The sequence below is a fragment of the Kitasatospora cineracea genome (assembly GCF_003751605.1).
Taxonomy (GTDB): Bacteria; Actinomycetota; Actinomycetes; order Streptomycetales; family Streptomycetaceae; genus Kitasatospora; species Kitasatospora cineracea.
The window spans coordinates 5,461,411-5,474,893 of the sequence record NZ_RJVJ01000001.1 but is presented as its reverse complement, the minus strand read 5'-3'; the positions used below and the strand labels follow the sequence as shown (position 1 = coordinate 5,474,893).

General features: G+C 75.7%; 10 protein-coding genes. 8 read left to right on the top strand and 2 right to left on the bottom strand.

What is annotated here, in order from left to right; translation table 11 throughout:
* Positions 1-42: 42 nt before the first annotated feature.
* Positions 43-855, bottom strand: a complete 813-nt coding sequence (locus tag EDD39_RS24575) for a hypothetical protein (protein WP_244257003.1) — start codon at positions 853-855, stop codon at positions 43-45.
* Positions 856-1,046: 191 nt separating this feature from the next.
* Here EDD39_RS24575 and EDD39_RS24570 point away from each other — a divergent pair, with 191 nt between their 5' ends.
* Positions 1,047-1,529, top strand: a complete 483-nt coding sequence (locus EDD39_RS24570; RefSeq protein ID WP_123559386.1) for a hypothetical protein — start codon at positions 1,047-1,049, stop codon at positions 1,527-1,529.
* A 34-nt stretch (positions 1,530-1,563) separates the two neighbouring features.
* Here EDD39_RS24570 and EDD39_RS24565 read toward each other — a convergent pair whose 3' ends face one another.
* Entirely contained in the window at positions 1,564-1,725 is a 162-nt protein-coding gene (locus EDD39_RS24565) for a hypothetical protein (RefSeq protein ID WP_162869905.1), read from the bottom strand.
* Between the two features lie 168 nt (positions 1,726-1,893).
* Here EDD39_RS24565 and EDD39_RS24560 point away from each other — a divergent pair, with 168 nt between their 5' ends.
* The 7 genes from EDD39_RS24560 (at position 1,894) to EDD39_RS24530 (ending at position 13,472) form a co-directional block, all read left to right on the top strand.
* Positions 1,894-2,367: a CU044_2847 family protein gene (locus tag EDD39_RS24560; protein WP_148089512.1), complete on the top strand. Its 474-nt coding sequence runs from the start codon at positions 1,894-1,896 to the stop codon at positions 2,365-2,367.
* Positions 2,368-2,389: 22 nt separating this feature from the next.
* Positions 2,390-4,606: a VMAP-C domain-containing protein gene (locus EDD39_RS24555; RefSeq protein WP_123559379.1), complete on the top strand. Its 2,217-nt coding sequence runs from the start codon at positions 2,390-2,392 to the stop codon at positions 4,604-4,606.
* Entirely contained in the window at positions 4,603-5,640 is a 1,038-nt protein-coding gene (locus tag EDD39_RS24550) for an AAA family ATPase (protein WP_123559377.1), read from the top strand. Before EDD39_RS24555 ends, EDD39_RS24550 begins: the two co-directional genes overlap by 4 nt.
* The gene (locus EDD39_RS24545) at positions 5,637-9,701 is read left to right on the top strand and encodes an SAV_2336 N-terminal domain-related protein (protein WP_123559375.1); all 4,065 of its coding nucleotides are present in this window, start codon (positions 5,637-5,639) and stop codon (positions 9,699-9,701) included. The genes EDD39_RS24550 and EDD39_RS24545 overlap by 4 nt, the downstream gene beginning before the upstream one ends.
* A gap of 90 nt (positions 9,702-9,791) precedes the next feature.
* On the top strand, positions 9,792-10,361 hold the full coding sequence (locus tag EDD39_RS42195) for a MarR family winged helix-turn-helix transcriptional regulator (protein ID WP_279638412.1): 570 nt from the start codon (positions 9,792-9,794) through the stop codon (positions 10,359-10,361).
* Positions 10,358-11,656 (top strand): MFS transporter, encoded by a 1,299-nt coding sequence (locus EDD39_RS24535; protein WP_123560832.1) that lies wholly within the window; start codon positions 10,358-10,360, stop codon positions 11,654-11,656. The genes EDD39_RS42195 and EDD39_RS24535 overlap by 4 nt, the downstream gene beginning before the upstream one ends.
* Before the next feature lie 454 nt (positions 11,657-12,110).
* Positions 12,111-13,472, top strand: coding sequence for an acyltransferase domain-containing protein (locus EDD39_RS24530; RefSeq protein ID WP_244257001.1), 1,362 nt, complete (start codon positions 12,111-12,113; stop codon positions 13,470-13,472).
* Positions 13,473-13,483 lie beyond the last annotated feature (11 nt).

Below are 13,483 nucleotides of genomic sequence, written 5' to 3'. Positions count from 1 at the left end.
GGCAGACCGGCCACCTGCCTCGGTACCGGCACCCGAAGCAGGTCAGGCGGGTGTGACCGGCTCCACCCGGGTGAGTTCCACCCACCGGTTCACCTCGTCGGCGTGACTGCCCGTGCTCGTTGCCTCCGCGACGGCCGCGACGGCCTCGGGCATCGGCTCGCCGTTGCGGAAGAGCAGGGCGAGCGGCCAGGACGGAGCGCTCGGCTGCCCGCCGTCGAACGCGTTCCAGCCCCAGGGGGCGTCGAACCTCCACGCGCGCCCGTCGCGGTCGACGACCTCGTCACCGCTCTCCAGGAACGCGAAGGGGCGGAAGAGCAGTTCGAGCCGGAACGGCACCCCGCCGGCCGGGTCGATCTCGTAACCCTGCTCCTCGAGCCTGGCGTCATGGGACTCACCCTGCCGCAGGACGTCGAGGTAGGTCGCGGGCCGTGGCAGCCAGCCGGTCTCCAGGGGCGGATCGAAACGGCGGACCGCCAGGACGTGCACCACGGTCGGGGGGATCCCCACCAGGCACCTGTCACCGGCCTTCAGCGTGTCCTCCGCCGGCCTCGTCCGGAAGTATTCGCTTTCCCGGTCGTGGTCCGCCGACGTCGGAAGAGCCACGTCCCCGTTCCACTCGATCCCGTCCGCCGCCGCGTCGGTCTCCCACCACGGCCAGCGCACCGCGACGTGGAACCGGGAAACCCCGGTGACGGTGACCTCGGTGAACGGGCAGCTCATCCGCAACACGTCGCCCGCCCGGTACCGGATGCCGCCAATCCGGTGAGCGCCTGATTCGGCCTGGCTGTCCACGGTGCCTCCCTGGGTTCGGGAAGCGGTCTTCAAAGGGCTGGAAACGCCGTCGGCAGCGATCACCGTCCCAGCGGCCGGCTCGGGACTACGGCTTCCCCGAGCGCCTCCCCGCACAGTCGTCCGGGCCCAGCAGCTCGGCGCGGCACGAGCACTCCGCGTCCTGCGGGTACCGGGGACGACGTCCCGCGGCGCGAGGGTGCTCGACGTTCCTCCTGCCGGTTCCCGGCGCCCGCGCCGTACTGGATACTTCTCGGGTGCTGTTGACCTGGATCGCCGAAGTGGCGGACGAACCTCTGGCGCTGGAGCCGACTGACCGGCGGGTGGAGTGGGAGACCAACACCTGGTGGCTGGGGGCGGAGGACGCGGAGCGGCGGGCCCTGTCCGTGCCGGAGGTGGTCTCGGCCTTCGAACGGACCGCCGAAGGCATCCGGCTGCGCATCCGTGCGACGGGTTTCGCGGGGGTGGCGACGTTCTACGTGTGGCACGACGAACAGGCCAGTCAACTCCGTTGCTCGACCGGCTCGGTGGCCGCGGACGAGTTGCCCTTTGGCGGCGCGTACGTTCCTTCCGGTGAGCTCGGTGCCGTGATCGCCGGCTTCCTGGCCGATCGGGGGCCCGGCGCGGCGGCCCGGTCCGATCGCGAAGAGGCGCACGCCCGGTCCGGGCCGGAGGTCGCGCCTTTCCCCGTGTGGGTTTGCGGTGTCGGACCGGCCTCGCCTCGCAACAGCAGTCGCTGACCGGACGGACACCTCCGGTCGACTGCCCGACCGGTCATGCGGAGAGCCGCTCCAGGCTCTGCTCGGTGATCCGGTCGCGAATCTCGTGCCCGGCCGCCCACAGGTCGCTGCCGTCGGAGGCCTGCCGGCGGAGCAGCGTCTCCCGGTCCCGCCGCAGTCTCCCGGGCAGATGGCCTTTCGCAGATCCGTCGATCATGTGGCACGAGCCTGCCACGGGCTGCAGGTGCTCTCAAGGTCCCTCGTCGGCCGCCGCGCTGACGGCCCGTCCGCGCGCCGAGCGCGGCGCGGGCGCCCGGTGCAGGGGGTGGACGTTCTAGTATGGGGCGCTGCCGTGGGGAGCGGCGATGTGGCGAGGGGCGGGGAGATGCAGCAGCTGATCGAGCTGGCGATGCCGGACGGGCAGGCGGTCTGGGCGCTGGTGGACGGTCCTTCGGGTCCGCGGGACACCGGGCTGGGTGAGCAACTCGCCACCCGGCTGGAGGGGTTGCAGGAGTCGCTGCACGCCGTCGCCACCAACGTGCGCAGCGCGGTCGCGGCGGCCCGGCCCGACGAGGTGGCGGTCGAGTTCGGGCTGGAGCTGGCCGCCGGGCGCGGCGGCGTGGTGGCCGCGCTGACCGGTGTCGGTGGGAAGGCCACGTTCAAGGTCACCCTCAAGTGGACCTCTGGCGGCCCGTCCGACGACCGGCCCCGGGCCGAAGAGCCTGCGGAGCCCGAGGAGTCTGCCGAACCCGAGGCGTCCGGAGAGCCCGAAGAGCCTGCGGGGCCCGGGGCGTCCGGGGAGCCCGGCGGCGGTGCCGAGCCCGGTGCCACGCCCGACGCCCCCGCTGCCGGGTCCTGAGCGCGGCGGGGCCCCGCGCTCGATGCGGAACTTCGATCCGCTGACCGCCCTGCAGGCGCTGCTGGAACGCTGCCGGGTCCGGGTGGACGGCCGGACGGACGGCAGCGGGTTCTTCGTCGCGCCCGGCTTCGTGCTGTCCTGCGCGCACGTGGCCGGCGGTACGGCGGGCGCACCGGCCCGGGTCGGGTACGAGGGCGGGGTGTACTCGGCGACGGTGCTGGCCGCCGCGCCGGACGCGGCCTCCGCCGCAGGCCAACCCCTGTACCCGTTCCCGGACTTGGCGCTGCTGGAGCTGGACGCCCCGCCGCCCGGCCACCCGTGCGTCTGGCTCGATCCGGAGGCGCCGCCGTCCGGGACGAGGGTGACCGCGACCGGTTTCACCCGCGATCTCGGGCCCCGGACGGCCGTGTTGGAGGCGGGCGGCCGGACCGGTCCGCCGGGGCGGGCGATGCTGGAGCTGGTGGTGGGCGAGGTCAACCCGGGGTTGTCGGGCGGGCCGGTGCTCAGCCACCGTTCGGGCGGGGTGGCCGCGGTGGTGAAGGCGACCCGGCAGGAGGACAGTGCGATGGGCGGCTACGGGGTGCCGGTGTCGGCGCTGCGGCTGCTCGACCCGGCGGCGTACCGGCGGGTGCTGGCCGCGCACGACCGGTTCCACGCCGCGGACGACCGCTGGCGCACGCTCGCCGACGCCCTGCCGTCCGCCGACGCGCCGTGGGCGGAGCCGCACCCGGCCGCGGGCGGGGAACGGTTGACCGCGGCCGGGGAACGGCTGGCCGCCCGGGTCGCGGAGCGCGTCGCGGACCGGGCGTTCCTGGCGCTGCTGGCCGAGCTGCCCCCGGACTCCGCCGCGGACCTGCGCGCCGCGTTCCTGCGTGCCGCCCCGCCGGGCACCTTCGAACCGGACCTCCCGCTGCTCGACCGCCGCGACGTCTACCTGGAGCTGGCCGCCCGGATCACCCTCGACGGCGACCACCTGACGCCCGAACTCGCCTACTGCGCCGACCTGGTGCGCACCCTGCCCGCCCACGGACCGCTCACCCGCGCGCTGCGCGACCGGGTGCTGATCCGGGCCGGGGAGACCGGCCGCGGCGAGGCCGCCCGCCGACGGATCGACAGCACCCCCCTCACCCCCCTCGCCCCCACCACGACAGCCACGACGACCGCCCCGCCGCGCCCGTCCGTGATCGGCCGGGTCCGGCACTCCCTGCGCGACCGCACCCGCTACCACGTGATGGTGTGGCAGTTCCGCAGCCCGGAGGAGATCGTCCCGGCCGGCGCCGAGTCCGCCGAACTGACGCTCCCGCAGGCACTGCGCCTGCTGGGCGAGTTGCTGCCCCCGCAGATCGAGACGGTGGAGGCGCTGGAGGCCCTGGACGGGACGCCCGGCCGGACGGCGCTGGTGGAGCTGATCCTGCCGCACGAGGCCCTGGACGAGGACTACGCGGACTGGCGGCTCTGGCCGGAGCTGGAGTGGTGGACGCTGGGTCGGAAGCACCGGCTGGTGGTCCGGCCGCTCGAACGCCACCAGGAGCCGAGGCTGCACCACCCCTGGCTGAAGCGCTGGACGCAGCTGGCCGACCGTCCGCTCGACCGGGCGCTGGTCTGCGTGTGCGGGCGCGGCCGCCAGCAGCGCCCGCAGGCGCTGGACGCCGCGTTCAACACCGCCCCCGAACTGGCCGCGCTGGCCCTGGCCGGCGCCCCGCGCGGCGGCACGCTGGCGCAGGCGTTCCGGGTCGCGGTGGCCTCCGGCATCCCGGTGATGCTGTGGGAGCGCGGCACCGACCCGCGCCCGCTCGCCCCGGACGTCTGCGCCACCGGCTGCACCGCCCCGGGCCGGGGCGACTGCCCGGACGGCCGCTTCCTGCGCGCGGCCCGCAAGGCGCTCACCGGCACCCACCGGGACGCCGTCCCCGACCGGATCTGCGACCTGCGCAACGAGGCCGAACTGTACGAAGATTCTCCCGACACCAACAGCGGTACCACCCTCGACACCGACACCGACACCGACACCGACAGCGACAGCGACAGCCCGGACGCCCCGCTCGGCGGCCGGGTGGTGCTGCTCTGGGACGACCCGGCCCGCCAACTGCCCCGCACCCGCCTCGCCCCGGCCACCGTCGTACCCGCCGCAGCAACCGTCCCCGCCCCGACGGCCGCCCCCGCCCCGACGCCCGTCCCCACCCCGACAGCCGCCCCCACCCCCGCCCCGGCCCCCGCCACGGAAGGACTCCCGCGATGACCCTCTGGCGCATCTACCAGGGCGTGGACGAACCCCACGACCGGATCGCCGACCTGCCGCCCCCGCCGCCCTGGCGGGAGTTCGACGGCGGCCCGGACGGCACCCTGGCCACCGTGGACCGCGACGCGGTCGGCGGCGGCCGCCGCCGCCTGCCCCACCGGGCCGCGTACCGGGCCGACGAGCGCACCATCGACGCCGTCAACACCGCGCTGTACCTGCGCCGTCCGCTGCTGGTCAGCGGCGACCCGGGGGTCGGCAAGTCGACCCTGGCCGACGCGGTGGCCCGCGAACTGCGGCTGGGCCCGGTGCTGCGCTGGTCCGTCAACAGCCGCACCACGCTCCGCGACGGCCTGTACCGGTACGACTCGCTGGGCCGCCTGGAGGACGCCGGCCTGACCCGCCACCAGTCCGACGCCCCGGCCGGGGCGGCCGCCGCCGCCACCGACCTCGGGCGGTACGTCAGCCTCGGCCCGCTCGGCACCGCGCTCGCCCCGTACGCGCTGCCCCGGGTGCTGCTGGTCGACGAGATCGACAAGGGCGACCTGGACCTTCCCAATGACCTGCTCGACGTGTTCGAGGAGGGCGGTTTCGAGATCCCCGAGCTGACCCGGGCCGCCGACCAGCAGCCGACCGTCGCGGTGCGCCCGCACGACGGCGGGGCGCCCGTGCGGGTGACCCGCGGGGCGGTGCAGTGCCGGGCGTTCCCGTTCGTGATCCTGACCAGCAACGGCGAACGGGAGTTCCCGCCCGCGTTCCTGCGCCGCTGCATCCGGCTGCACCTGCCGTCGGTGCACCAGGACGGCGAGCGGCTGCGGGCGATCGTCGAGGCCCACCTGCCGGGCGCGGGCGCGGCCGCCGAGGCCGCCGTCGGGGCGTTCCTCGCCCGGGCCGCGACCGGGGAACTCGCCACCGACCAACTCCTCAACGCCGTCTACCTGTTGGCCCCCTCCACCGGCTCCACCGCCCCGGACCGGGAACGCCTGCTCGACCTGGTCATGCAGCACCTCAACGACACCGCGCCCGGCCGGCCGTGAACAGCGCCCCCGACCCGGGACGGGACGCCCCACCCGACCGGGGCGCCACCCCCCACCAGGACACCGGCCCTCACCAGGAAACCGGCACCCACCAGGACACCGACCCGCAGCGAAGCACCGACCCGCGACGGAACCCCGAACCGCAGCGGGACGCCGAACCGCACCGGAACCCCGAACCGCAGCGGGACGCCGTCCGCCGGCTGGCCGCGCTGCTCGCCGACCTCAGCGGCGCGGACGGCCCCGCCCCGACCGGACGCGAACTCGCCGACCTGCTCTGGCTGCGCGAGCGGATGGGCGGCGGCACGCCCCGCCGCCTCGCCGAGACCGACCTGCCGTCGGTCAAACTCCACCGCCCGACCGGAGTCCACCACCCCTCCCCCACCCGCGATCCCAACGCCCTTCCCCCACAGCGGAGTTCCGACCCCACCCGCCGCCGCCCGCTGCACCTGCCCGGCCCGGCCCCCGCCGCGGACGTCCCGCCGCTGCCCGCCTCTCCGGTCCGGGTCGGCACCGACCGCGTCCTCCCCCGCCGCCGCGAACTCGCCCGCGCGCTGCGCCCGTTGAAGCGCGGCGTGCCGTCCACCGACCGCACCGCGCTGGACGAGGAGGCCACCGCCGAACGCTTGGCCCGCGACCCGCGCTGGTGGCCGGTCCTGGTGCCCGCCGTCGACCGCTGGCTCGGCGCCCGGCTGATCGTCGACGCGCACGGCGACAGCGCGGTGCTGTGGGAGCCGCTGGCCCGCGAACTGTCCACCCTGCTGGCCGACTCCGGCATCTTCCGGGACGTCCGGCTGCACCGCCTCACCGGCCCCGACGCCCCGGACGACGGCACCGCCGCACCTCCGACCGGACGCACCGCCACCTTCGTCCTGACCGACGGCGTCCACCCCGACTGGGCCGGGCCCCGCCTGCGCGCCGCCCTGCGCCGCTGGGCCCAGGCCGGACCGACCGCCGTCCTGCAGACCCTCCCCGAACACCTCTGGTCGCAGACCGCACTGGCCCCCGAGCCCGGCCGCTTCCGCACCGCCGCCCCCGCCGACCCGAGCCCCCGCTTCGCCCCGTACGCGCTCCTCCCGCCGCCGCAGCCGCCCGGCACCCTGGCCGTCCCCGTCCTCGGCCTCACCCCCGAGTGGCTCGCCCCGTGGGCCCGCGCCACCGCCGGACCGTCCGCCTACGACGCGCCCGCCGTCCTGCTCACCCCCGACCGCCTCCCCAAGCCGCCGGACCAGTCCGACCGGTCCGGCCCGTCCGGCCAGCCCGGTCCACCCGGGTGGACCGAATCCCTCGGTTCGGGTCAACTCACGCTCCCCACCGGCGACTTCGACTCCTTCCTCGCCCAGTCCCAGCCCCGGGTGTTCCGGCTCGCCGCCCTGCTGTCCGCCGTGCCGCTGAACTTCGGCGTGATGCGGCTGGTGCAGTCCGCGCTACTGCCGGACAGCCCGCCCGCCGACCTCGCCGAGATCGTCTTCAGCGGCCTGCTGCACGCCGTCCCGGACGACCCGTCCACCGAACCCCTGGGCCGCGCCTACGAATTCGCCCCCGGCGTCCGGGAGCGCCTGCTCGCCACCCTGCGCCGCGACGAGGCCCAGCAGGTCGTGGACACCGTCTCCGAGCACCTCGCCACCCACGCCGCCGCCCTGCACTCCCGTTTCACCGCGGTCTTTCCGGACCCGGACGGCCCGCTCACCCTCCCCGCCACCGCCCGCCCCTGGGCCCACACCGCAACGCCCGCCGCCCCCGCCGCACCCGCCACGGCGCCGGGCCGCCGCTTCTTCCTCCCCGTCGTCGGCGTCGCCGTCCCCGGCGAGGGCGAGCCGGACGCCACCGGCCTGTTCGCGGGCGCCGCCCAGCTCGCCACCGCGTTCGGCCGACTCGGTTACCGGCAGGCCGAGTTGACCGGTGACCGACAGAGCGGACCGACCGGCGACCGACAGACCGGACCGACCGGTGACCGGAGCGCCGGTGACCGGGGCACCCGCGACCGGAGCACCGGTGACCGGAGCACCGGCGACCGGAGCGCCATGGACCTGCTGCGCGCCTGGGCGGAGCAGGTCGACCTCGGCCCCGACGACCTGGTGACGGTCTACCTGGCCGGCCACTCCATGGCGGCCTTCGGCCAGCAGGCCGAACTCCTGCTCCCCGACGGCCTCTCCGCCACCCGCCGCCGCCAGGTCCGCCGCGTCGCGCTGGAGGAGTTCCGCCGCGCCTTCGGGCGCCTCGGCCGCCTGCTCCTGATCGTCGACCAGCACCCGCTGCGCACCGGCCCCTCCGCCCCGCCCCCGGGGAGCCCGGCTCTCACCCTGCTGGTCCGCGGTTCCCTCCCCGGCCCGCACTTCCCGCAACGCCTGGCCGACTGGCTCACCGCCCTCGCCACCGGCGCCGCCGTCCCGCCCGCCACCGGGCTCGACCTGCTGGAGCACCTGCACGTCGGCGACCTCGTTCCGGCCGACGCCACCCAGGACCTGCTGCCGTTCTTCACCCCCGAGGTCCGCCCCGCCGAGGCCCCGACGCCCGAACCCGCCCACCTGCTCGACGCGTTGGTGTCCTGGCTCACCGGCGACCCGCACGACACCGCCCCGCGCGAGTTCTACAACACCACCCGGCTGCCGCTGCCCACGGTCCTGCGCTGCCTCGGCCCGCTGATCGACGACATCTGGCCGGTCATCGTCCCCACCCAGGACCTGGACCCCGCGCAGCTGTGGTCGGAACTCGGCGAACGGCTGGGGCTCCGGCCGCCCCGCCGGGAGACCGTCCTGGCGCACCTGGCCGAGCACCACGCACACGTGCTGCTGGTCCTCACCTCCCGTCGCCCACCGAGCGAACCCCCCCTTCACCAGGACGAGTTCCTGCCCACCCTGATCGACACCGGGGTCCGCGTCCTGCTGGTCGACCCCTTCGCCACCCCGACCCCGGGCGCGGTCCAACTCCGGCCCGGCCGGGACGAGTCACTGATCTGCGACGCCGTCGACGGGGGCCAACGCCTCGAACCCACCGACCGGGCCCGGGCCGCCGACGCCTACCGCCTCGCCCTGGACCTCGCCCTGACCTCCGGGAGCCGCTGGTGGCCGGCCGTGGCCACCGCCGCACTGGACCGGCTCGGCGCCCCGCACTCCACCCCGCACCCGACCCAACTCGACCGCGTCCAGGCCGCGTTCACCACCGCCCCGGGCGCCGCCGACGCGCTGCTCGACCTCTTCGGACTGATCCGCACCGGCCCGGCCGACCTGGTGGAACAGGTCTACGCGATCCTCCAGGCCCTGATCACCCACCGCGGGGACCCGGCCACCGGCCTGCACGCGGTCGTCGACCCGGCCGTCCTCGACGCGCTGCGCGGGCCGGACCTGGCCGCCGTCCGCGACTGGATCGACAACGACCTGATCGAGACCGCCGAACCGCACGGTGACCGCCTGCTCGAACTCGCCACGATCCTCGACGTCCCGGTGATCTCTCCGCTCCCCTTCCCCTCCGGGCACCCGCTGAGCCTGTGGGTGACCCGGCTCGTCCCGCACCCCGAAGCCGACGGGACCGTCCGCCTGCAGCCGCAGCCCCCCGCCACCCGGCGCCCCGCCTTCGCCGACTTCGGCTACCTCCTGCAACGCAACTGGCGCTGCCCGACCGAGGGTTGCACCCGCTACGCACCCGCCTTCGAGCCACCGCCGCTGCCCAGCATCGAGGGCTTGGACATCGTCTGCACCGAGCACCGCACCCGGCTGACCCCCACCGGCCCCCGGCCGGCCGTCGCCCACTTCAAGGCCGTCACCGAACGGTTCTGCTCGGCCCAGTTCTCCGTCGAGGAGGGCAGTTCCTTCCCGCTCTCCCTCTCGGTCGACAGCACCCCGCTGGTCCTCTCCTTCCGCGACGGCACCGTCACCGTCCTGGCCACCGACATCGGCGCCCGCTACCGCCTCCCCGGCCCCGACTCCGCCCCCTGGCAGGACCTGACCCCGGACCGGCCCCTCCCCGCCCCTCCCGGCACCCGCGTCGCCCCGTCCCTGCGCACCACCCTGGTCCGCACCGGCGCCCCGCTCCCCGGCGAACCGGCCCCGCCCACCGCCTCCTGACCCCTGCCCCCCGCCCCCTCGAACCGCCGCCCGCACCCACCGGCCGAGAATACACAACAGCACTTATACAAGCACTGTTACAATTCCCCCATGCCCGAACCGACCGAGCACCCAGCCGATCCCGCGGCCGACTCCGCGACCGATCCCGCGACCGAAGTCCCGCCCCGCGCCCGTCCCGCCGACCCCTCCGAGCTGAGCCGCTGGCGTCCGCTCCGCCTGCTCCAGGCGTCGATGGACGAGGAGATCGGCCGGGTCTACGCCGAAGCGCCGGTCGAGGGGCTGCGACCGAGTTTCGTGCTGGAGCTGCTCCGGCTGCACGCGCGCGGGCCGATGACCATCACCGAACTGGCCGCGTCCGTGCAGCACACCCACTCGGCGCTCAGCCAGAAGGTGGCCGCGATGCGGCGGGCCGGGTGGGTGGAGACCGCGCCGGGGGAGGACGCCCGGAGCAAGAAGGTGGCGCTGACCGCGAAGGCGCGGGCGGTGGTCGGCCGGCTGGCCGCCGAGTGGGAGGCCACCGAGGCCGCGCTCGCCGAGCTGGAGGCCGAACTCCCGTACCCGCTCAGCCAGGTGGTCGAGGACATCGAACGGGCGCTGAGCCGCCGGAGCTTCCACGACCGGATCGTCGGGAAACTGGCCGAGGACCCACGGTGGCGATGACCGGCGGCCGACTGCTGCTCGACGTCGCCCCGCTGCGCGAGTCGTCCGCGTTCCGGCGGCTGTGGATCGGCGGGACGGTCTCCGGCCTCGGCAGCCAACTGGCGCTGGTGGCCGTCATGTTCCAGGTCTGGGAGCAGACCCGCAGCACGGTGTGGACCGGCGCCGCGGGCCTGGCGCAGGCCGTTCCGCTGCTGGTGCTGGGGCTGTTCGCGGGTGCGCTGGTCGACCGTTCGGACCGGCGGGCCCTCTACCTGCTGGCCACCGCCGGGCAGGCCGGGTGCGCGCTGCTGCTCGCGGCCCAGGCACTGCTGGGCCACCTCCCGGCCGCCGGAGTGATCGCCCTGGTGGCGGGGCAGTCCGTCTTCGTCGCGGTGGGCGGCCCGGCCGCCCGGACGTTCCTCCCGCGCCTGCTGCCCGCCGGGCAGTTGGCGGCCGGCCTGGCCCTCAACCGCGTCGCCTTCCAGGGCGCGATGCTGCTCGGCCCCGCCCTGGGCGGCCTGCTGATCGCCGGAGCGGGCCTCGGCGGCTGCTACCTGGCCGACGCACTGAGCTTCGCGGCCGCCCTGTACGCCGCCTCCCGCCTCCCCCGGATGCGCCCGGACGCCGGACCCGCCGCCTCCGCCGGACCCGCCCCCTCCGCCGGGCCCACCCTGACCGCTCCCGCCCGCCCGGGGTTGCGCGACGTACGGGACGGCCTGGCCTTCCTGGCCCGGACACCGGTGGTCCGCGCCGCCCTGCTCGCGGACCTGGCCACCACCGTGCTGTCCATGCCGATCAGCCTCTTCCCGCTCGTCAACGCGGAACGGTTCGACGGCGGGCCGCGCACCCTCGGGCTGTTCCTGACCGCGATCGCGGCGGGCGGCGTCGCCGCGTCCGTCCTGTCGGGTGTGTTCACCCGCCGGCCGAACCAGGCCCTGGTGATGCTGGGCGCCGCGGCGACCTGGGGCGTCGCACTGGCCCTGTTCGGCCTGGTCTCCGGCCCCTGGCCGGGGCTCGGACTGCTCGCGCTGGCCGGCGCGGCGGACACCGTCTCCGTGGTCGCCCGCGGCACCATCGTCCAACTCCACACCCCGGACGCCCTGTTGGGGCGGGTCGGCGCAGCCGAACAGATCGTCGGCCGGGCCGGACCCGACCTCGGCAACCTCCGCGGCGGCCTGGTCGCCTCCGCCACCTCCGGCACCACCGCCCTGATCAGCGGCGGCCTGCTCTGCGTCGCCGCCGTCGCCCTGATCGGAGCCGCCACCCCCGGGCTACGCCGCCCACCCGCACCCACACCCACCCCCTCGCTCACCTGACCGACACTCGAACCAGGCATCCCCACCCATGCACCCATGTGGGTGATGACCACCCCCACCCACCCCAGTACGTTGGAGATGCGCGCGCGCCCAAAACCGCCCCCGACCCACCCCGGCCCGGCCCCTCCCCCCTCCCCGGGCCCACCCGAACTCATCGAGCCCCCCGCCGGGCCTCCGCAGACCGCCGCACGGCACACCCCCGCTCCCGGCTGCCTCCCTACTCCCCTCCCGCTCCCGGCCCCCTCCCCATCTCCCTCCCACTCCCCGCCGCCTCCCCACCTCCCTCCCACTCCCCGCCGCCTCCCCACTCCCCTCCCACTCCCCATCTCCCTCCCACTCCCCGCCGCCTCCCCACTCCCCTCCCGCTCCCCGCCGCCTCCCCACTCCCATCCCGCTCCCCACCTCCCTCCCACTCCCGATTCTTCCAAGTGTCGCTCTGCACTGAGGAGTTGCTGTGGTCGAGCGCTGCGCTTTCCTGTTCCCCGGCCAGGGTGCCTACCTTCCCGGCGCGCTGGGCCGACTCGCCGCGGACGAGCCGCTGGTCGCGGAGACCCTGCGGGAGCTGGACGCGGTGGCCGTCCGACTCGGCCGGGCCGCCCCGTCCCGGTTGCTGCTCGACGAACGGGCCCCGGCGCTGGAGGAGTTGGTGCGGAAGGCCCCGGCCGATCTGCACGTCGCCCTGTTCGCCGCCGAGATGGCGCTGTTCCGGCTCCTGACCGAGCGCCACCACCTCACCCCCGACGTCCTGCTGGGGCACAGCTTCGGCGAGTTGGTCGCCCTCACTGCCGCCGGTGCCCTCGACCTGGCGGACGGCCTCGCCCTGGTCGCCGCCCGGGACGACGCGTTCGCCGCCCAACCCCCGCCTCCCGGCGGCATGGTGGCGCTGGAGCTGTCCGCCGCCCGGACGGCGGCCCTGCTGGCCGGGCTCGGCGAGTGGGGCGTGAGCGTGGCCGCCGACAACAGCCCGCGCCAGTGCGTGGTGTCGGGCCCGGCGGAGGGCCTGGAGCGAGTGCGGTGGAAGGCGGAGGCGGTGGGCGTCCGGGCGACCGCCCTGCCCGTCCCGTACGCCTTCCACCATCGCCTCCTGGCTGCCGTCGCAGGCGAGTTCACCCGACGGGCCGCCGCCCTGCACGCCAGTCCGACCCGGCACCTGCTGCATTCGGCGATCCTCGGCCGCCGGGTGGACGACGGCGACGCGGTCGCCGAACTGGTCGCCGCCCACCTCGTCCGCCCGACCCGGTTCACGGACGCGGTCCGGCTGCTGCACGCGGAGGGCGTCGAAGTGTTCGTCGAGTGCGGCCCGCGCGGGGTGCTCAGCGGCTTGGTGGCGGCGACCGTACCGGGCGTGCGGGCCCTCGCGCCCCTGCGCCGCCGCACGAGTGGCCCCGAACTCACCGACGGGCTGCATTCCCTGACGATCCACCAGTTCGTTCCACCCCCTCAGCCACTCCCACCCCCACACCCGCCCCGAACCACGCCCACCCCATCCCTCGACACCGCCCCCTCCCCCGATACCGCCCCCGACGATTCCCCCACCCACGACGAAGTGGTGTCCGCCCTAAGGGCGTTGTACGCGGCAGCGCTCGGTTACCCGCCCGAGGTGCTGACGGCCGACGCCGACCTGGAGGCCGACCTGGGCGTCGACTCGATCAAGCAGACCGAACTGTTCGCCCAGGCTGTCACCCGTTTCGGGCGCGCCCTGCCCACCGAGGGCACCCGGCTGACCAGCCACACCACCCTGGACGCACTCGCCGAACTGCTCCCCACCCTGCCGCCCCGTCCCTCCTCCGCACCCGGAACGGGGGCCCGGCCGTGAACGACCGCACA

Bases quoted from the DNA above. Each gene is read 5' to 3' on its own strand.
- EDD39_RS24565 (WP_162869905.1), bottom strand. From the start codon at position 1,725: ATGATCGACGGATCTGCGAAAGGCCATCTGCCCGGGAGACTGCGGCGG.
- EDD39_RS24560 (WP_148089512.1), top strand. From the start codon at position 1,894: ATGCAGCAGCTGATCGAGCTGGCGATGCCGGACGGGCAGGCGGTCTGG.
- EDD39_RS24555 (WP_123559379.1), top strand. From the start codon at position 2,390: ATGCGGAACTTCGATCCGCTGACCGCCCTGCAGGCGCTGCTGGAACGC.
- EDD39_RS24550 (WP_123559377.1), top strand. From the start codon at position 4,603: ATGACCCTCTGGCGCATCTACCAGGGCGTGGACGAACCCCACGACCGG.
- EDD39_RS42195 (WP_279638412.1), top strand. From the start codon at position 9,792: ATGCCCGAACCGACCGAGCACCCAGCCGATCCCGCGGCCGACTCCGCG.
- EDD39_RS24535 (WP_123560832.1), top strand. From the start codon at position 10,358: ATGACCGGCGGCCGACTGCTGCTCGACGTCGCCCCGCTGCGCGAGTCG.